The organism is Pararhizobium sp. LjRoot238, assembly GCF_964252955.1.
Classification (GTDB): domain Bacteria; phylum Pseudomonadota; class Alphaproteobacteria; order Rhizobiales; family Rhizobiaceae; genus Pararhizobium.
In genome coordinates this window covers 272,150-289,672 of sequence record NZ_CAXUPP020000002.1, presented here as the reverse complement: position 1 = coordinate 289,672, position 17,523 = coordinate 272,150, and the positions used below count along the sequence as shown (strand labels likewise).

The following is a 17,523-nucleotide window of genomic DNA, read 5'->3' as shown; positions in this document are numbered from 1 at the left end:
ATTAGTCACGCACGTAGTATCCTCGCCTGTATCCGCGGACTCAGTCCTCCGGCAGGGTGAAGACCGCGCAGGGATCAGCGATACCGCGCAATAAGTGCTCGCCCAACGGGACCAAAACCGTTGTCGTCTTCGCCGCCACCGCGCCCGAGATGAGCACGCTGCGACCAAGCGGCTTGCATAACCCTTCGAGCCGGCTGACCAGATTGACCGCCGGACCGATGGCGGTAAAGTCCAGCCGGTCGGCCGCGCCGATATTGCCCCACAGTATCTCGCCGAAATGCAGTGCCGCACCAAAGGGTAGCGGCGGCAGCCCCTGCGCCTGCCGCACCGCATCGAGATGGGCCATGCCAGCGCGGGCTGCAGCAACCGCGCGCAGCCCCGCTTCGCAGGCCTCGCCCGGCGCGCCGGTGACCGGGAAAATAGCCAGCACGCCGTCGCCGATGAACTTCAGCACCTCACCCCCGAAAGCGTGCACCGCCCCGGTGACACGCTCGAACCAAGCGTCGAGGGCAGCGATCATCGCCGCGGGCTCCGTCGCCTCGGACAGGACAGTGAAGTCACGCAGATCAGCACACAGCAGCGCGGCGCGGATGGTCTCGCCGGTGCCACGGCAGAGCGCGCCGGCCTGCACCCGGGCCGCACTACGCCGGCCAAGATAGGCCTCGAGCAGCGCTGACAGCGCCGCCCGCGCGGCCAGGGCGGCTAAGGGCGCTGCGGCGAAGCGCGCGGCCTGGCGCAGCCGGTCGGCCTCGGCGGCGGAGAATGGCCGAGCCCCGGCCCAGGCCAGTACCGGACTGTCCGGCGCCGAGCCGACCGTGTCCTGCCGCACCGGGCCGAGCCCCACGAGCCAGTCGCGCCCAGCTTGGATGGGCGGGCCGCTGGCGAAGCCCAGTGCCTCGATCACCGCCCCGGTCTCCGCCCGCCATAACCAAGTGCGGCGGGCGATAATCGGATGCGGCACTGCGAGCGTCAGCGCTCCACCGGAAAGCGGTAGGCCGTCGGCCAGCAGCCGGCCACCGAGCTCGGCAAGGAACGATGCGGGGCTGGACGAGGCGCAGGCCTCGTCAACCAGCCAGACGAGGGGGGCGGGCAGATCCATGCCTCGATCATGCCACGGCGACTGCAGGCTGTCATCGGCACCGGGGCGATGGCGCTCTTGCTTCTCATGTTTCCGCGTGTGGACATCCCACGACAGGACAGGAAGTACTCAAGGGCGGAGTGAGCAGAGGTGACATTCAGGGCGAGGCCGCCTTCGAAACGCCTGCGAGCCGGTGTTGCCCTGAAGGTGCAATCGGTTCACGGGCGACGATTTCGAGAGCGGAAAGGAGTCACACCCTGCCGTGCCACGGGTCCGGACCCGTGGCACGCCCGGCTGCGACCTCGGCCAGCCGGCCGAGGTAGTGAGCCCAGCCTTCCGCATGACCGGCGCATTGCTCGGCACTGGGCAGGCCGGTGTGGGTCAGGCGCAGCAGCGTTCCGTCCGGCTGCTCGATCAGGTCGATCTCGACGAGGCTCGACCCCGGCGGTACCACCTCACTGCCGTCCCAGCCGAAGCTGTAGGCCAGGCGGTGTACCGGCACCACCTCGCGAAAGGATCCGCGAGCGAACCGAGCACCGGTGACGTTGACGAGATAGAGCCCCCCAGGCTGAGGCTCGATTTGCGCTTCCGTTCCCATCCAGCGCAGAATCTGCTCTGGATCGGTCAGAAGCGCGAACACAGCGGCGGGCGGCGCCGGGATCTGCGTCTCGCGGCGGACGACAAGGGGCTCTTGCATCGGTCTCTCCTGTGGTTGCTATTGCCTGCCCCATCTGAGGCGGAGGGTGGACGTGGCGCGTCCCGTCCGATCGCGGGACGTCCCATGTGACAGCATGTAGGCAGAAGCTCGCCCCCAACAAGGGGTACCGCCCAGCGCCCAAGATGGCGCCGAAGATGATCGATGGTCGCCAGTCGGGGCGCTCCAATCTGGAACGCATTCGTCGTCAGCAGCGTTCAGCTGCCATCGGCGACGATCGCAGTGGCGGTATGGGCCCTAGTGGCTATTAGCTCTCGTACATGAATCGCTGGCGTGATGGCATCCAGCACCTGCATTCGAGACGCGCGACATCTTCGCGACGGCTAAGGCATTGCAGCAGAACGGCTTTGTACCGCTGTCAATTTCTCCCAATTACTATGAGGACGTGGAAGTGCGTTTCGGCCTGGATCCGCAGATGACTGAACGGCTGAAGGCATCTAATATCCTGTATGATCGTGACGAGCATGGCGAGTACTTCCAGCTCTATTCGCCAACGTATGGCGAAGGTTTCTTCTTTGAGATCGTCGAGCGTCGCGGCTACCGGGGCTATGGCGCCGCCAACGCCATCTTCCGCATCGCAGCACTCCGGCGCCATCTCAGGCCAATCGGTATGCCGAGGGTTTGATAGCCACGCCTGGTCCTTCTAAACTAAAAGGAAGAGGCTTTGATCGCAACGCTTGCGATGGTCCTAACGTACCTCAAACAGCATGCGTAGCGTTCTAGGGCGTCTCTGACCGGACCAGATAGCAGATCGGCTGTGAATCGGCACTGAAGGCTGACCCCCACGCGATGTGAGCCTAAGGATTTGATTTACCGACGCAAATGGAAACTGGGTGGGGTCACGATCGGCGCCGATGATGCCCCCATGGAAAGCGATGGTTCTTGTATCTGACGGCGGGCGTGTTCATGCCAAACGAACTATCCAGAACGGTTAAGCAAAAAAACAACGTGACAAGCCAAGGCGGGTACATCCATGGTGTCGGACCTGAAGATTGAAATTGAAAACGACGGTCATCCCGTCCGGCTGAAATGGCATCGGCTTCGCCGGCGGCTTTCCGATCCGCTGTTTTCCACCGACGTCATGCGGATGGGACTTGCCCTCGGCGCGTCGATGGAACTCGATTTGCGCGTGCGCGCCGATGGCGGCTTCGTCGTACTGCATGATGACGAACTGCAAGGCGAAACGACAGGCCACGGCCGAATATCCCAAAAGAGCCTTGACGAGCTACGTGATGCCCGTATGCGCGAGGGCGGCAGGGATTTGACATTCAGCGAAGATCTTGCTGCCATGCTGCAGTCGGCTCATCCCGATGCGCTGCTGCAATTCGACATGAAGGACGATTACGAAGCGGTCGGCGCGAAAGGCATTGCGCATCTGGCGGCGCATTTCCACACCATGACCGCCTCGGTGATTGTCAGCGGCCACTGCCTCAATCTCATCGTCGCCGTGAAGGAAAAGCTGCCGCACCTGCTGCGCGGCATCGATCCGACCGACAAACTTGCTTTGATCTACCGGCAAGACGGGCTGCAGGCGGTCGAAAAGAACCTGCTCGCCGATGTCAGCGGCCCGACAGAGCCGGACACCGTCTATCTTCAATGGTCTTTGCTTTTGCAGGCCGCCCGCGACGGCCTCGACATGGTTTCTCTCTGCCGCAGCGAAGGCAAACGTGTCGATGCGTGGACCTTCACGCTGAAGGACCCTGTAGGCGGGTTCAGCGATGTCGAGTGGCGCGATTTTTCGGCGTTGATGGCGCTGAAACCTGACCAGATCACCACGGACGAAGCACCGGCGACGGCGCGGGCTTGGTCGAAGCGCATTGCGGGCTAACGACGGAGGACTTCCGCCGGCGCCAAGTGCTCCATGTCGAGAAGAAAGGTGAATTCGCTTTGCAAGCCGGCCGAATAGGCGATCACCGGACCCCCGCGATCAAGAAGGTCCGAAAGGCGTGGCATAGCCACCTTCGCCCCAGCCTCTTGCGCGATCAGCGCTCCGGCAAGCAGATCCCAGGCGTTGAGATGCCGTTCGTAATAGAGATCGGCGACGCCCTCAGCGACGCGGATCAGGCCGATCGCCGCAGCACCCATGCGACGATAGTCCATGCCGCGCTCATACAGCCGCTTTGCGACCGCAAGATAATCATCGAAGCTGGTGCGGCGGGAATGGCCGAGAATGATCATGGCTTTTGACGGATCGTTGGTCGCAGCGGCATGGATCTCTTTACCGTCCTTGAAGGCGCCACCATTACGAATGGCGTGGAAAACCTTGTCTTGTGCTGCATCGTAGATCACGCCGATCTCGATCCTGCCGTCGGCGACGAAGGCGATCGAAACGCCCCAGTGGCGGAAGCCGCGAATGTAATTCGTTGTACCGTCGATCGGATCGACCACCCATGTTCCGGCCGGTCCAGTCCGTCCGCCGCTTTCCTCACCGATGAACGTGTCGGAGGGAAACTGCGCCAGCAGCCCGTCGCGGATTGCCTGCTCCGCCTGCCTGTCGGCGGTGGTTACGAAGTCCTGCAGTCCCTTGTTTTCGACGTGCAAAGTGCCGGCCTTCGCCTGCTGGCGGAAACGGGCGGCTTGCCGCCCAACCTGCCGCGCGATCCGGATCGCTGCCTCGGCGCGCGCTTGAAGCGTGGAGGGATCGAATATGGCAGGCATCATGCAGTCCTTCTTTTGATCAGCGACACCGGCGTGAACTCGACGCGCGCCGTCATGTCGGGCTCGGCCATCCGGCTTATCAGCAGGTCGATGGTCTGTTCGGCCTGAAGATCGCAGGGCTGGCGGATGGTCGTCAGCGCATAGGCAGCCCAACTTGCCTGCGGAATGTCGTCATGGCCGATGATCCGGATCGGTGGCTCCTCCCGACGGCCGAGATCGCCCATCAGCCGGTCGATGACGCCGCAGGCCATGTAATCGTTGGCGCAGAAGACACCTTCAACGCCGAGCGTCCCCAGATCGCCGGCAGCGCTGTAGCCGTTCTGATAATCATTGACCTGCAGCGGGATCAGCCGCGCCTGCAACCCCAGCTGCTTGCAGCGGGTGAGGAAGGCTTCGCTGCGGCGCCGCGCCGTGTAGGAAACCGCCGGTGCGGCCATGACCGCAGCCGACCGCACGCCGCCTTCGATCAGGTGTTCGGCGGCGAGATGTCCGGCCATGCGGTCGTCCGAGACGATCCTGTCGACGTAGGGAATGTCCTCCCCCTTGTTGATGAGCACGATCGGGACGCCTTCGGCAGCACATTGCTCGCAGATCTCCGTTGGCGGCGCGTCCGAGGTGACGATGACGCCGGACACCGCATAATGCAGCAATTGTCCGATGACCGCGGACGTGTCGCTTTCCTTCGACGTCGGCAGCAGGATCGGACGGAAATTGCGGGCCAGCAACGCCCTTGCCAGATGCTCGATCTGCAGTGTGCGGAACGGATTGTCAAGGCCGGCGGCGACAAGGCCGACGAGATCAGAGCGCTTGTTGGTGAGACTCCGTGCAAGATAGTTTACCCGGTAGCCGAGTTCCTTCGCTGCCTGATAGACCTTTTCCCGGGTCTTCGGCGAGACGCTCGCATCCGGCGTGAAAGCGCGCGAAACGGCGGCGCGCGAGACACCCGCCACACGCGCCACGTCGAAAGACGTGACCTTGCGCGGTCCGTTGTCCTTGTCAGCCAAGTCTTTCTTCCCCATCCATTACAGGCCGCATCAGATCCGGCAGATCCGTGCAAATGCCGAGTACCGGCAGCCGCATGATATCCCGGAGAATGGCCGGTCTCTCCTCGTGCCAGAGCACGATCTCTCTTCCCTCATCGAAGGCTTTCCGCATCAATCCCTTTGTCACCAGGTCCTGTGGCCGCTCCCCTGCCCTCTCCCAGCAAAGATGCAGGATATCGGCGCCAGCCTCGGCGCCGAGCGCATGCGGGTCATGGCCGGTGCGCACCAGGACCGAAAGCGGAAAGTCGCATCCGGCGTCGCGCAGTTGACGCACCTGCGCGGTATCGAAAGAGCCCAGACAGGCAAAGCGCTGGTTTGTTTGTCCGAGATGTTCCCAGCAAAGGGGCCCGGTTCCAGGTGCCTTGAGTTCGATGTAAAGGCCTGCCCCGAGTTCGCGAGCGAGCGCTGCCACTGCCTCGAATGTCGGCACGTTGACGCCGTCGAGCGCTGCGAGTTCGGCAGCGGACATCCGCGAGATATGACGATCGACACCGAAGACGCGCTCAAGGTGGTCGTCATGTGATACGACGACGATGCCGTCCCGCGTCAGTTGCGTATCCAACTCCCACATCTCGGCGCCGAGATCCGAAGCCAGCCGAAACGCCTCAAGGGTGTTTTCGCGCACATGACCGCTTGCGCCGCGATGGCCTATGCAGAAGGGAAGCGTTGCCTTGCCGGAAGGCCAGCCATAGCGCCTGAAGAATGGAGAAAAATCGCGGGGCATCAAAGCCTCCGTCCGTCATCGGCAAAGACCAGCACGCCCTTGCTGTCGATCGCCCAAGTAACGGCATCGCCGATATTGACGTCATGGCGAACGGGCTGGATCGACCGGAGCAGCGGCCCACCATTCAGCTGGACGTCGTAGAGGTTCTCGCGCCCTTGCGTCTCGGCAAAAGTAACCGTGCCGGGAACGGCAATGTCGCCCGCCGGCGTGAAATGCTCGGGCCGGACGCCGAGCATCAGCTTTGCACCTTCGGATGCTGCAACGGAGACCGGCAGGGGAATGCGGATTTCACTGTCCGGTATCGCAAGGGCGCCTCTCTCCATCACACCGCGAAGGAAAGTAATGGGGGGATTGCCGAGAAAACCGGCAACGAAGGCGGTGCGCGGATCGGTGTACATGTCGGCCGGCGCGGCGATCTGGACGATCTCGCCTTCCTTCATGATGGCGATGCGATCGCACATGCTCATCGCCTCGACCTGGTCATGCGTCACCAGGATCGCGGTAATGCCCGTCTCGCGCTGGATCCGCCGGATTTCCGAGCGCATTTCGAGACGCAGCTTCGCGTCGAGATTGGCGAGCGGCTCATCGAGAAGCAGGACGTCCGGCTTGCGCACCAGGGCGCGCGCCAGCGCGACCCGCTGCTGCTGGCCTCCCGAAAGCTCGCCCGGGCGGCGCCCGAGCAGGTTGCCGATATGGACGAGCGCGGAAATACGGTCCACTTCCCTGCGGATGTCCTCGGCAGCCATGCCTTTCACCTTCAGCGGAAAGCCGATGTTTTCGGCGACCGTCATATGCGGATAGAGCGCGTAGGACTGGAAGACGACGCCGATATTGCGCGCCTGGCTCGGCAGATCCGTGACGTCGCGGTCGCCGAACAGGATACGCCCGCCAGTCGGCCGGTGAATGCCGCAGATGGCAAACAGCGTTGTCGACTTGCCGCAGCCGGAAGGGCCAAGGAGCGCCAGCATCTCGCCATGGCCGACCTCGAGCGTCATGCCTTCGATGACCTTGGTGGCGCCGAAGCTTTTGGAAAAATTGTCGAGAACGATGCGCATCAGCCTTTGCTCCCGCCGCTGTAGATATTCATCAGGTACTTGTGGAACAGCGCGTAAACGATCAGCACCGGGACGATGTAGAAGACGCCGACGGCCTTGAAGGTACCGAAATCGAAATTGTTGTCGTCAAAGATCAGCGCCGAAAGATAGACCGACAGCACCTGCACATTGCTGCCGGGCGCCAGCACCTGCGGCAGGATGAATTCGCTCCAGCCGGACAGGAAGGAGAACAATCCCAGCGCCATGATTCCGGGCCTCACTTGCGGCAGGACCAGACTGCGCCAGACGCGAAAGCGCGATGCGCCGTCGACCACTCCGGCCATCTCGATCTCCCAGGGCACGGTGTCGTAAAAACCCTTCATCAGCCAGATGCCGAGCGGCAGATCGATGGCGGCCTTCACCAGGATGACGCCGATCAGCGAGTTATAAAGACCGATCATTTGCAGCACGATGAAGATGGCGATGATCAGCGTTACCGAGGGGAACGCATGCAGCACCATCACGCCGGCGAGAAAGAAACCGCGCGCCGGCACGTTGAGACGCGACAGCACGTAGCCGGCCATGGAAGAGACGAGCAGGATGACGGTGGTCACGCTCGCCGTGAAGATCAGCGTGTTGAGGGTGACGAGCCAGATATTCGGCTTGCCCGCCGGCGTTTCCCAGAGGAAGCGCCAGTGGCGCAGCGTGAAGCTCTCCGGGATGAGCGACCCTGCCGCCGTGTCGGTAATCGTGTCGATGAACAGATAGGCATACATCAGCACCAGCGGCGCACTGACGATCGACAATGCCAGGATGACGGGCCAGGTGCTGTAGTTTGCCGAGGGTTGCGAGTTCTCCGCCATGGTCAGTCCTCGATCAGCGGCCGGGAAACCAGCGTGCCGTAGTTGAAGATGCGCAGATAGCCGAGCGAAAGCATGATGCCGATGACAACCAGGACAAGCGCCATGGCAGCACCGAGGCCGTATTCAAGGTTGCCGGCATAGTTGTTGAGCGCCGTGTGATAGGCCGCGAGCGACCAGACTTCCGTCGCCTTGCCAGGCCCACCGCGCGTCGATAGCAGGATTTCGTTGAAGGAGGCGAGCAGCGAAAGCGTCTGGTAGCAGGTGACGAAGAGGATCGGCCAGCGCATCTGCGGCAGGATGATGTAGCGGATCTGCTGCCAGCGGCTGGCGCCATCAACTTCGCTGGCGAAGAACTGGCTCTTCGGGATCGCTTTCAGCGCCGAAGAAAACACCAGCATGCCCATCGAGGCGCCGATGAACCCGTTGATCAGCACGACGAACAACCAGGCATTATAGGCATTGTCGAGCATGTAATTCTTCGGCGGATACCCGAATTTTCCCATCAGAACGGAGAGGAAGCCGGTGTCCCAAGCCAGCCACTTCCACATCAGCACGTAGATGACGACGGGCGTGATGCGCGGCAGAAGCCAGATCGAGCGGAAGATCGTCGCCGGCGCTGACGGCATGTAATGCGTCCAGATTGCAAGCAGCATCGCATAGGTCGTGTTGAAGAGAACAAGCACCAGCGCGACGTAGAGAAGCGTGTTGAAGAGGACGCGGGCCAAATCCGGCGAGGAGGTGATGCGCGAGAAATTCTCGGCCGTCCAGTGCCAGCCGGTATAGGTCGCCGTCGCAACGCTGTCCTTCTGCGCGTCCGTCAGCTCGAAACCGAGCTTATCCAGCGCCGAAAAAAGTTCTTCCTTGCTGGAGTAGCGCGAATTGACGACGGAACGGTTGAACTGCGCGGAAATCTGTTTCACGTCTCGCGTCGAGGGCCGCTGATCGAGATCCTTGAGCATCCGCTCCGCTTCGCGGCGGGACTGGAAAACCTCGCCCATGTGCTTCGCGCGCAATTCCGCCGCGATGCCCGGACCAAGCCCCAACCCTTCGACAGCCGTCAGACCGGCCTCATCGATCGTGTAGCTGGGCTGCGCCATCTGCGCGGCGATATCCGGCATGGTCGATTTCAGGTCGTTCAGCGAATGAGGGGCGATCTGGTAGGCGCCGCCGGAGATCCCCGTCGCGGTGGTCATATTCGTCATGGAGAACACGCCGGTCAGGACGACCGGCATCAGGAAGAACAGGATGATCATGATCGCCGCCGGGGCGATCATGACCAGCCCAAGCAATCTGGATGTTTTCATGGACGTTCTCCCGGTCGTTCCCGGGCGGCGAATGGCCGCCGCCCGGAAATTCTCGTCTATTTCAGCGAATGACGATCTTGTCGCCAAGCGTGCTCTTCAACTCGCTCTCGACATCGCCGATGGAGGCATCGACGGTCTTCGCGCCGGTCCAGGCCGCTTCGAGGCCCTTCCACATGATTGTCCAATAGGTGCCGAAATCAGCATTGTTGGGCATCGCGATGGCATGCGGCAAAAGGCGTTCCGTCGCTTCGCGCGCCCAGCGATCGGACGAGTAAAGATCGATTTCGGCTTCAGCATTCGAGATGCCGAGGTGCGCCGACTTCACTGCGTGGAGCACGTTGATGCGCGGCTCGGAAGCGATCTTGATCAGCTGGGCGGCGATCTCCGTTTCGTCCTTCTCGTGACCGGAGGTCAGGAGGTAGACGAGCGGATGCGTCAGCGTGTTTGCCTTACCGCCTTCGCCGGCAGGGATCAGCGTGAACACGACATTGTCAAAGAAATTCGTCAGGCCTTCCTGGTTGACCAGGCGGGCATAGTGCCATGTGCCCCCATGCCAGATGCCGGCCTTGCCGGTGGCGACTTCCTTCCACCACTGGTCGCCGGGCATGCCGATATGATTTTTCTTCGTAACGTCCGACTTCACCGCATCGGCGAAGAACTCGTAGGCGCGGATCATCGCCGCCTTGTCGAAAACGAGCTTGCCGTCCTCTTCCATCGTGCCGCCGAAGCTGGTGTAGAACTGCCAATAGTCCGGGCCGTTGTTGACGCGCGGATAGAAGCCGTAACCGGGCTGAACGAGACCCTTGTCCTGCATCTTCTTGGCATCTTCAAGAACGTTCGCCATGGTATAGTCGCCGTCCTGAACCTTCTGCGGCAACGCGTCGAGGTCGGCGTCGCTGTAGCCGATCGCCTTCATATGCGGCTTCCAGAAGAACATCGGCCGGGATTCGGCATCCTGAGGGATGCCGTAGACAACGCCGTTGAACGACGCGATCTCCATCAGGTTTTCATAGATGCCATTGAGCGGCCAGGAATCCAGATCGACATAGTCCTCGACCGGAACGATGAGGCCGGCCTGCGACCAGGGCCCGATATCCTCGTGTCCGGTGGCAACGATATTCGGAGCCTTCTTGGCTTCGGCTGCCAGGGTCAACGCCTGCTTGAAGCTTTCCCAGTCGGAATAGGGCGTCTTTTCAACCTTGATCTTCAGTTCCTCGCCGCGGATCGCGGCTTCACGCTCGAGCTGTTGAGCTGCGATTTCGATGGCATCGAGGCGGTAAGTGTCGTTCGGGCCCGTTCCGCCGGACCAGACGCTGATGGTGATATCTTTGGCAAAAGCCAGAACCGAAGTCGAGGCCAGGATGGCGGCGGCAACCGTCATGCATTTTAGAGTTGGCAGAATGGTCATTTTCTTCGTCTCCCGAGAAGAGCAATGTGAAGCTTCATGACAAGCAGCACGGGTATGACTGCCGTTTCGAAAACCCCACGAAAACGTGGCGCATTCTGCTCTAAGGGGCGAACGTAACGACCGGGTGACAAACTTGAGCACGTGTGCAAAAATCTTGATGTCCACGATTATTTGCATTTTCCCGGCCCGCGATGCCTGGGTGCTGTCGTTCAATGAGTAGTCTCGTCCCTTTACGGAAACCCGAAGGCGGCGCTCAATGATGTCTTTTCAGGCATCGCTCTCAATCTCGGCCGTCCCTACACTGTCGGGGACTGGATCGTCCTCGACGACGGTTTCCAGGGTCGCGTCGTCGAAACGAACGATCTGATCATTGTTCCGAACAGCGCATTGGCGAAGGCGCGCCTGACCAATCTCACGAGCCCTGAAGAGGCGCACGGCGTCTCGCTCACCATCCGCTTGCTGCCGACAAAGCCGCCGGCATCCATAGAAGACACCATGCGCGCTGTCCTCCTCAGCAGCAATTCCATCCTGAAATTTCCGGAACCGTCGGCCACGATCGTCGGTCTCGACAGTCAGGCGGTGGAGATCGAACTTTCCTTCCGCGTCGGCGGTATCGGAAAAACAGCGGCCGCCAAAAACGAGATCTTTGACCTCGTCTATCGCCACACAAAGGCGGCAGGCCTTCAATTGGCGGGACCGGCGGGCGTCGCCCTTCCCGTCCAGGACGACGGTTCAGTAGAACAGGCCTCGAAGCATCCTGGGACGGCATGGAGGTTGCTGAACTCGGTCCCCTTGTTTGCGACCCTTACGGAAGACGAGAAGGAAGCGCTGGCTTCGAGCATGAAACGGCTGACGTTCCGCAAGGACACCATCATCGCCGCGCCGGACACGTCACTGACCTCGCTCATGATTGTGCGAACCGGTGTCGCGGTGGTGGAGCGCGATGGGGTCGATGGCCAGGCTGATCTGGCGCGACTCGCTCCCGGCGACCTCTTCGGCGAGCGCGGCGTTCTTATGGGTGCGTTGGAACGCGGAAACATCCGAGCGCTGACGTTCGTGGTTGTCTATGAGATTTCGAAGGATCATCTCGCCTCAGTCATGCATGACCGTCCAGCTCTCGCAGAGGAGCTGGGAATGCTGCTTGCGAAAAGGATGGAGATGGAAAAGCACCTCGTGGATGGCGCAGCTGGTATCGGTCATCCGACCACTCTGACGGCCAGGATTCGCCACCTATTTCAGATACAGCACGCTGCCCGCTACAGAGCCTCCGACGCAGGCTAATCTCATCCGAAATGCTCGATCAACAGTTCGGTGAGGACTCGAACCTTTCGGGCAGGATACTGTCCCGGCGGCCGGACAACAAACACACCGGCTGTGGGGGGAGGATAGCGTGTCATCACAGGGACGAGGGTGCCGGAAGCCAAATAATCCTCGACGATGCAGGCCGGAGGCCAGGCGATACCCAGCCCGGCTGCTGCCGCGACGGCGAGAGCGGTGCCATTGTCTGCCTTGAACCGCCCCTGCGGACGAACGGAGATCGTCTTGTCGCCGTCGACGATGTGCCAAGTCTCCGTGCCCTGCATGAGCGCCTGATGTGTGAGGAGTTCATCGGGCGTTTCTGGAGCCCCATGAGCCTTGATGTAGTCCGGGCTCGCGACGAGCTTTCCGTAGATCGGCCCAACGCGACGCGCTATCAGGTTAGAGTCCTGGAGATAGCCGACACGATGACCCCAATGACACGGCCGGCGTCGATATTTACAGGATGAACGCCGAAGGAAAGGCCGTCGAACACTGGGACACGCTACAGCTTGTCGGCAATCCGAAAAATTCGGCCCCCTGGATCGGCCAGAATATCCCCCGCGCCAATCCGCAAGGCATGTTCTGAAGGGCGCGGCTGGCTTCGAACAAATGCGTGCGCAGAGATTGCGCACGCTGCTTGGCGAGCGCGCAAAGAACCTTCCTCGTTAACAGCGAGGCTCGTTGGACGTCGATTGCACACGGCGCCAACGCGACGACGTCGGCGATCTGCTTGCCCCGGGCCGGCGTGAAACATCTTCGCGTTCGCCGGACAGCATCTCCGACAAGCCTTTGCTGCCTGAAAAACTTTTCCAGGAGGATCCTGACCGGGGTCCTTATCAAAAAGAGGCTGCATGTCGCACACCGCGCGCGAAGACCAAGCTGATCAATCGCGTCCGCCGTATCCGCGGTCAGATGGAGGGCGTTGAGAAGATGCTGGATGAGTAGAAGAGCTGTGCCGAAGCGCTGCAAGTGATTGCCGCAGTGCGGGGTGCGATCAACGGCCTGATCGCCGAGGTAATCGAGGATCACGTCCTTCTGCATGTCGCCGACACCGATCTGAGCCCGGGCAAGCGTCGCGATCGAGCAGTCGAGTTGATCGATGTTGCCCGCGCCTACCTGAAATAGGCTAGCCGCTCGCGACAGGCGGGCCGAATAAATTCGTACGAGGGAAGCGGTGAAAAGGCCGGGAGACGATCCCTCCGGATCGCGGTCCCGGCCATTCTCCCGGCGGGCTATCAATTCGCCAGGAAAATCGGGATGCTGCGAACGACCTCGTCGCCATCTTTTGCGATGGAGATGCGGGCATAAACGGCGTCCTTGATCTTGCCTTCGACGATCAGGGTTTTGTGGTTGCTTGAATATTCGGTCTTGAGGTTGCGGATCTGGTAATCTTCCGCCTTCGGGCCGATAGCCTGCACGATGACAGCTTCGGCTGCGAGCGGTTCGATCGGCGTTGCATCCTTCAGGAAGAAGAGTTCCCACGTGGCAGCGTCGATCGGCTTGATCTCTACCTGCAGGCTTTCGTCGAAAGTTGCCAAGGATCCGCCATTCGGCCCCATCACGGCTTCGATCGGTGCAGCACCCGGCAGAAAGGCTTCTCGGGTATGGAAATGGGTTCCATGCCAAACCCGGACGCGCACACGGTAGGCACCATCGACCTGACCGCTGGCGACGACCGTGGATTCACTCGGACCGGCTGCGATAGCAAGCGGATGAATCTTGCCGGCGACGTCGATTGCATCCGCCTCGATCTCCTTCAGCGGCGGCGCTTTGTAGTCAGCTACGCCCGCCTCACTGAAGATGATCTCCCATTTGTCGGAGGTCTTGCCAACAATATCGACCATTTGGCCGTGGCCCATATGGATGGAAGGCTGTTCGGACATCTCACACTTTCCTTTCGAGGTTATGCCGACTGGCGGCGGTTCAAACTGTGCCGGCGATGTGCCGGGCTATAACCTATCCCTACGGATAGGATCATAATGGACACGGAAAAATCAAGAATGGCCAGGGCAGGTTTCACTCCTGCCGCCACAGCACTCATGGTGCTTGCTGATCGCCTGGCCGTGACGCCTGCTGACGATCGAGGAGACTTTCTTGGCTATCACTCCACCTGCGAAAACCAGGAGGAGCGAGATAGCCAGCACCGCAGCACCTCGCTCAAGATAACTGGCGGCATCGAGTTCCGACGCACCACGTCCCGCAAGCCAGCCCGGCAGCAACATCGCAACGCTCCAGACAACTGCCGAAGACATGTTGGCAAGCTGGAACCGTCGATGATCCATCGCCATCATTCCTGCGATGAGCGGAATGGTCGAGCGCACGGGACCGAAAAAGCGGCCGAAAAACACCGAGGCAAATCCATATTTCTCAAAGAAGAAACGCGTGCGTACCAAGCCTGACCGATATCGGTTGAGTGGCCACCTGTCCGCCGCGCCAGGTCCTATCCAGCGACCCATGCCATAAGAAACGGCGTCGCCCAGGATAGCGCCGATAATCGCTCCTGCAACAACCGGTCCTGCCTCCACTGTCCCAGCCCCTACCAGCCCTCCCAGGATCAACATCAAAGCAGTTGCCGGGATGGCGAAACCTATGAGGATCAAGGACTCGCCGAAGGCGATAAGGGTTGCCACCAGGCCCGCATAGGCTTGATGGTTATGAATGAAATCTCCGACACGTTCGACGAATTGCTCCATTGGAACTCCCCCATGGAATCGCAAGGTTTACCGACAGATGACCACACAAAGCTGCGACGGTGATAACTCACGCGTCCTCGCCCTGCGGGAAATGCAGACAGGAGACTAAAGGTATTTGGTGATCGTCTTGAACTCGTCGATCGACTTGCGTTCTTTCCGAGAAAGGGAACCGACGACATCCTCGAGGCAATGATCGAGATGATCCTGAATGAGCGTCTTCTTGGCCTGCGTGATGGCCTTTTCGACCGCAGAGAGCTGCTGGGCGATGTCGACGCACTCCCGACCGCTTTCAATCATCTGCACGACGCTGCGAAGGTGTCCTTCGGCGCGCTTCAACCGCTTGGCGATTGCTTCGTGGTGATGATGGATGGTGTGGCCATCGGTGGAATCGGTCATGTCTCTTGGTAGTCCATGCTCGGATATCTGGTCAAGCGGCGAGTTCAAGCTCTTTGTCGAGGCAAGCGCGGTGGGCATGGGTGCTTCTCCTGTCTTTTGTTTATCGTTGTCGCGAACCGCGCCGCAAGGCTCTCTCCATTACCGGACGGCGGCGACGGCCGTGCTCCCGGTATCCATAAGGCTGGCGGCATTGTCCGCGGGCTCATGATGTGGGTTCATGATACCGTTGACACCGTGGTAACCCATGTAGAGACCCACAAGCACGATAACGGCGCTCGAAAAATAGGGCGCGCGGGCGGCTGCGCTCGAAAGCCAGGAGAATTTCTGCGTTGCCTTGCGCACACCGATTGCGGCGGTCGCGCCGACCAGGACGAGCGTAAGGGCAAGACCGATCGAGAAGCAGAGGACGAGGACCGCCCCAAGCGAAATCTCCTTCAGTTGCAGGCACAGAAGAAGCACGGTGATGGCCGCCGGGCATGGAATGAGTCCGCCGGTCAATCCGAACAGGATAATCTGCCCCGTGGTCACCTGACGATTGTCGAAGCGCTTGCGGATGTCGTTGGCGTGAGAGAGCGCATGCGCATCCTGATACCCCTCGGTCGCGAGATTGACGCCGCCGCCTTGCGTCTTGGCAGCACCGCCTTCCTTCAGGAACGAGACATCGTAATCATGCTCGTGGTCGCCGTGGTCGAGGCTGAGACGCGCCATGAAGTCATAGGGTTCGGCGATGGTTTCGACGGATTCGATGTAACCGTCGCGATCCACGAAGGTGAACTTCTGCTTGGTGCCATCCGGACGTTCGGTCGAAAGAGTTACATATTCGGCGGTCCAGTTGTCGCCGCTCACGACCTTCAGCCGCCAGAAGGCAGGCTTGTCGGGCGTGATCTCCATCGACATGAAACCATGGCCGGTATCAACGCGCTGTGCGGGGATGGCCTTGTTACGGGTCTTCTCCCATTCGGCGACATCGCGCTCATATTGCTTTGCCGCACGCTGCTCCCGCCATGTCTGACGGAACATCCAGGCGGCGACGCCGATAATGATCAACGCCGAGACGAGCTGGAAATAAGGCTCCGCGATCTCAGCGTCGAGACCGGAGAAGAGGTACATGCCGCCGAGCGCGATCGCCCAGACGACCAGGGTATGGGAAAAGGTCGCAGCCAAGCCTAACATGACCGACTGGACGACGGTGCCACGTACGGCGACAATGAAGGCGGCCATCATCGTCTTGGAATGGCCAGGCTCAAGCCCATGAAGAGCACCGAGCAGGACGGCGCTTGGAATGAAGAGCCAGGCAGAGCCGCCGCCCTGGGCGATCAATGAACTAAAGGATTCCATAGTGTCTCCAGTCGTTGGTTCGAATGTCGTGGATGAAAGAATTTGAGGGGTTAGGCGGTCGCCGCCTGCGGCAAATGACGGGTCAGGAGCTTGTCGAAATGGATGGTCTCGCCGTCATCGGCGATGGCGGCATATCTCCTGGATTTCCAGAAGCCAACGGTGGCTGAGGCATCGGAGCTGGCATGCAGATACATGCGCTCATAGCCCCTGATCAGCGCCTCTCTCTCGCAAAGAGCGGCGAGCTTCTTGCCCAGCCCAAGCCCCCGCAAGTCCTTTCGCACGTATTGCCGCCAGAGTGAGGCGATGCCGGTGCCATCTCCGTAGAGATCGGAAAACAGGGACGCACAATTAGGCTTCCAGCCCAGGTGCCGGATACCGGTCGTCGCAATGATCTCGCCCTGGCCGTTCTCGACAATCCAGAAAGCTCCGCGGTGGAGGCTGCTGAAGTGATTGCCGGCAGGCGGCAGGAGAAGGGAATCGAGATCACCGTGCCAATCCGGACGATAATCGAACCCATAGAACTCCTTGATGACGTCAAGGCAGAATTGGCGCGCTCGCGCACCCGCACCGCCAGCCTCAGCAAGGAGAGAAAGATGCAAATCAGGTGAAAATTCAAGATCAGCCGCGTCAGTCATTTCAATATCCATGAGAGATGCAAGGGCGAACATGCTGTCGTTCTTGGCATCCTATATCCTCTCTAGGGGGATAGGATCAAGTCATTTTCTGCTTTACGCCAACATTTCTATTGTTGACAATCCTACGAAGGTGAATTCATGATGATATGCCATCCAGGGGGATAGCATAAGAAGGCTGCTTAGATGAAAACCTCGGCAATAGGCATCGTTCATTTCTCGCCTTGCGCCGCCGCGCCACCGCTCGGCGATCCCAGGTCATGGCACCAAGCCTTGATCCGCACCTGTTGTGCGGATCATCCATTGCGCGACCTATTAAGATAATCGGAGGCGAGACA

At 60.6% G+C, this 17,523-nt stretch carries 17 protein-coding genes and 4 pseudogenes; 6 read left to right on the top strand and 15 right to left on the bottom strand.

All coding sequences use genetic code 11. The features are described from left to right. Nucleotides 1-40: 40 nt before the first annotated feature. Nucleotides 41-1,099 carry an adenylate/guanylate cyclase domain-containing protein gene (locus tag ACSQ3F_RS22475; RefSeq protein WP_436102451.1) on the bottom strand — a complete coding sequence of 353 codons (1,059 nt, stop codon included), beginning with the start codon at nt 1,097-1,099 and terminating at the stop codon, nt 41-43. A 229-nt stretch (nt 1,100-1,328) separates the two neighbouring features. Continuing rightward, nucleotides 1,329-1,775: an SRPBCC family protein gene (locus tag ACSQ3F_RS22470; protein WP_436102450.1), complete on the bottom strand. Its 447-nt coding sequence runs from the start codon at nt 1,773-1,775 to the stop codon at nt 1,329-1,331. A gap of 310 nt (nt 1,776-2,085) precedes the next feature. Here ACSQ3F_RS22470 and ACSQ3F_RS22465 point away from each other — a divergent pair. Together ACSQ3F_RS22465 and ACSQ3F_RS22460 are read left to right on the top strand one after the other, a co-directional pair. Beyond that, nucleotides 2,086-2,418: pseudogene (locus ACSQ3F_RS22465) on the top strand (3-keto-5-aminohexanoate cleavage protein); the annotation flags it as partial. 348 nt (nt 2,419-2,766) lie between these two features. Beyond that, the gene (locus ACSQ3F_RS22460) at nt 2,767-3,621 is read left to right on the top strand and encodes a glycerophosphodiester phosphodiesterase (RefSeq protein ID WP_436102449.1); all 855 of its coding nucleotides are present in this window, start codon (nt 2,767-2,769) and stop codon (nt 3,619-3,621) included. On the opposite strand, the gene ACSQ3F_RS22455 is transcribed toward ACSQ3F_RS22460, so the two are convergent. From ACSQ3F_RS22455 to ACSQ3F_RS22425, 7 genes are all read right to left on the bottom strand, one after another. Beyond that, nucleotides 3,618-4,451, bottom strand: coding sequence for an inositol monophosphatase family protein (locus tag ACSQ3F_RS22455; protein ID WP_436102828.1), 834 nt, complete (start codon nt 4,449-4,451; stop codon nt 3,618-3,620). The genes ACSQ3F_RS22460 and ACSQ3F_RS22455 overlap by 4 nt on opposite strands. Continuing rightward, a complete protein-coding gene (locus ACSQ3F_RS22450) occupies nt 4,451-5,455 on the bottom strand; it encodes a LacI family DNA-binding transcriptional regulator (RefSeq protein ID WP_436102448.1) in 1,005 nt (334 codons plus the stop codon). The genes ACSQ3F_RS22455 and ACSQ3F_RS22450 overlap by 1 nt, the downstream gene beginning before the upstream one ends. Then, complete coding sequence (locus ACSQ3F_RS22445; protein ID WP_436102447.1) at nt 5,448-6,218, bottom strand: glycerophosphodiester phosphodiesterase; 771 nt, start codon at nt 6,216-6,218, stop codon at nt 5,448-5,450. Before ACSQ3F_RS22445 ends, ACSQ3F_RS22450 begins: the two co-directional genes overlap by 8 nt. Further along, the gene (locus tag ACSQ3F_RS22440) at nt 6,218-7,273 is read right to left on the bottom strand and encodes an ABC transporter ATP-binding protein (RefSeq protein ID WP_436102446.1); all 1,056 of its coding nucleotides are present in this window, start codon (nt 7,271-7,273) and stop codon (nt 6,218-6,220) included. The genes ACSQ3F_RS22445 and ACSQ3F_RS22440 overlap by 1 nt, the downstream gene beginning before the upstream one ends. After that, a complete protein-coding gene (locus ACSQ3F_RS22435) occupies nt 7,273-8,115 on the bottom strand; it encodes a carbohydrate ABC transporter permease (protein ID WP_436102445.1) in 843 nt (280 codons plus the stop codon). The genes ACSQ3F_RS22440 and ACSQ3F_RS22435 overlap by 1 nt, the downstream gene beginning before the upstream one ends. Nucleotides 8,116-8,117: 2 nt before the next feature. Beyond that, nucleotides 8,118-9,419: a carbohydrate ABC transporter permease gene (locus ACSQ3F_RS22430; protein WP_436102444.1), complete on the bottom strand. Its 1,302-nt coding sequence runs from the start codon at nt 9,417-9,419 to the stop codon at nt 8,118-8,120. Nucleotides 9,420-9,480: 61 nt separating this feature from the next. Then, nucleotides 9,481-10,827, bottom strand: coding sequence for an extracellular solute-binding protein (locus ACSQ3F_RS22425; protein WP_436102443.1), 1,347 nt, complete (start codon nt 10,825-10,827; stop codon nt 9,481-9,483). Nucleotides 10,828-11,091: 264 nt separating this feature from the next. Here ACSQ3F_RS22425 and ACSQ3F_RS22420 point away from each other — a divergent pair. Then, a pseudogene (locus ACSQ3F_RS22420) lies at nt 11,092-11,232 on the top strand (mechanosensitive ion channel domain-containing protein); the annotation flags it as partial. Nucleotides 11,233-11,322: 90 nt separating this feature from the next. After that, complete coding sequence (locus ACSQ3F_RS22415; protein ID WP_436102827.1) at nt 11,323-12,108, top strand: Crp/Fnr family transcriptional regulator; 786 nt, start codon at nt 11,323-11,325, stop codon at nt 12,106-12,108. Nucleotides 12,109-12,110: 2 nt separating this feature from the next. On the opposite strand, the pseudogene ACSQ3F_RS22410 reads toward ACSQ3F_RS22415, so the two are convergent. Next, nucleotides 12,111-12,554, bottom strand: a pseudogene (locus tag ACSQ3F_RS22410) (substrate binding domain-containing protein); the annotation flags it as partial. Nucleotides 12,555-12,589: 35 nt separating this feature from the next. Between ACSQ3F_RS22410 and ACSQ3F_RS22405 the strand changes: the two are divergent. Both ACSQ3F_RS22405 and ACSQ3F_RS22400 read left to right on the top strand, forming a co-directional pair. Beyond that, nucleotides 12,590-12,712: a hypothetical protein gene (locus ACSQ3F_RS22405; protein ID WP_436102848.1), complete on the top strand. Its 123-nt coding sequence runs from the start codon at nt 12,590-12,592 to the stop codon at nt 12,710-12,712. A gap of 326 nt (nt 12,713-13,038) precedes the next feature. Next, nucleotides 13,039-13,251: pseudogene (locus ACSQ3F_RS22400) on the top strand (metal-sensing transcriptional repressor). Nucleotides 13,252-13,361: 110 nt separating this feature from the next. On the opposite strand, the gene ACSQ3F_RS22395 reads toward ACSQ3F_RS22400, so the two are convergent. The 5 genes from ACSQ3F_RS22395 to ACSQ3F_RS22375 form a co-directional block, all read right to left on the bottom strand. Further along, nucleotides 13,362-14,009 carry a hypothetical protein gene (locus tag ACSQ3F_RS22395; RefSeq protein ID WP_436102442.1) on the bottom strand — a complete coding sequence of 216 codons (648 nt, stop codon included), beginning with the start codon at nt 14,007-14,009 and terminating at the stop codon, nt 13,362-13,364. 111 nt (nt 14,010-14,120) lie between these two features. After that, nucleotides 14,121-14,819, bottom strand: a complete 699-nt coding sequence (locus ACSQ3F_RS22390; protein ID WP_436102441.1) for a DedA family protein — start codon at nt 14,817-14,819, stop codon at nt 14,121-14,123. A gap of 105 nt (nt 14,820-14,924) precedes the next feature. Beyond that, on the bottom strand, nt 14,925-15,215 hold the full coding sequence (locus ACSQ3F_RS22385) for a metal-sensing transcriptional repressor (protein ID WP_436102826.1): 291 nt from the start codon (nt 15,213-15,215) through the stop codon (nt 14,925-14,927). A 138-nt stretch (nt 15,216-15,353) separates the two neighbouring features. Further along, nucleotides 15,354-16,553, bottom strand: coding sequence for a nickel/cobalt efflux transporter (locus tag ACSQ3F_RS22380; protein ID WP_436102440.1), 1,200 nt, complete (start codon nt 16,551-16,553; stop codon nt 15,354-15,356). A gap of 50 nt (nt 16,554-16,603) precedes the next feature. Further along, on the bottom strand, nt 16,604-17,188 hold the full coding sequence (locus ACSQ3F_RS22375; RefSeq protein WP_436102439.1) for a GNAT family N-acetyltransferase: 585 nt from the start codon (nt 17,186-17,188) through the stop codon (nt 16,604-16,606). Nucleotides 17,189-17,523: the final 335 nt, after the last annotated feature.

Excerpts from the sequence above, each read along its gene's own strand:
- ACSQ3F_RS22475 (WP_436102451.1), bottom strand. The coding sequence starts at position 1,099 with ATGGATCTGCCCGCCCCCCTCGTCTGGCTGGTTGACGAGGCCTGCGCC.
- ACSQ3F_RS22470 (WP_436102450.1), bottom strand. The coding sequence starts at position 1,775 with ATGCAAGAGCCCCTTGTCGTCCGCCGCGAGACGCAGATCCCGGCGCCG.
- ACSQ3F_RS22460 (WP_436102449.1), top strand. The coding sequence starts at position 2,767 with ATGGTGTCGGACCTGAAGATTGAAATTGAAAACGACGGTCATCCCGTC.
- ACSQ3F_RS22455 (WP_436102828.1), bottom strand. The coding sequence starts at position 4,451 with ATGCCTGCCATATTCGATCCCTCCACGCTTCAAGCGCGCGCCGAGGCA.
- ACSQ3F_RS22445 (WP_436102447.1), bottom strand. The coding sequence starts at position 6,218 with ATGCCCCGCGATTTTTCTCCATTCTTCAGGCGCTATGGCTGGCCTTCC.
- ACSQ3F_RS22440 (WP_436102446.1), bottom strand. The coding sequence starts at position 7,273 with ATGCGCATCGTTCTCGACAATTTTTCCAAAAGCTTCGGCGCCACCAAG.
- ACSQ3F_RS22435 (WP_436102445.1), bottom strand. The coding sequence starts at position 8,115 with ATGGCGGAGAACTCGCAACCCTCGGCAAACTACAGCACCTGGCCCGTC.
- ACSQ3F_RS22430 (WP_436102444.1), bottom strand. The coding sequence starts at position 9,419 with ATGAAAACATCCAGATTGCTTGGGCTGGTCATGATCGCCCCGGCGGCG.
- ACSQ3F_RS22425 (WP_436102443.1), bottom strand. The coding sequence starts at position 10,827 with ATGACCATTCTGCCAACTCTAAAATGCATGACGGTTGCCGCCGCCATC.
- ACSQ3F_RS22415 (WP_436102827.1), top strand. The coding sequence starts at position 11,323 with ATGCGCGCTGTCCTCCTCAGCAGCAATTCCATCCTGAAATTTCCGGAA.
- ACSQ3F_RS22405 (WP_436102848.1), top strand. The coding sequence starts at position 12,590 with ATGAACGCCGAAGGAAAGGCCGTCGAACACTGGGACACGCTACAGCTT.
- ACSQ3F_RS22395 (WP_436102442.1), bottom strand. The coding sequence starts at position 14,009 with ATGTCCGAACAGCCTTCCATCCATATGGGCCACGGCCAAATGGTCGAT.
- ACSQ3F_RS22390 (WP_436102441.1), bottom strand. The coding sequence starts at position 14,819 with ATGGAGCAATTCGTCGAACGTGTCGGAGATTTCATTCATAACCATCAA.
- ACSQ3F_RS22385 (WP_436102826.1), bottom strand. The coding sequence starts at position 15,215 with ATGACCGATTCCACCGATGGCCACACCATCCATCATCACCACGAAGCA.
- ACSQ3F_RS22380 (WP_436102440.1), bottom strand. The coding sequence starts at position 16,553 with ATGGAATCCTTTAGTTCATTGATCGCCCAGGGCGGCGGCTCTGCCTGG.
- ACSQ3F_RS22375 (WP_436102439.1), bottom strand. The coding sequence starts at position 17,188 with ATGACTGACGCGGCTGATCTTGAATTTTCACCTGATTTGCATCTTTCT.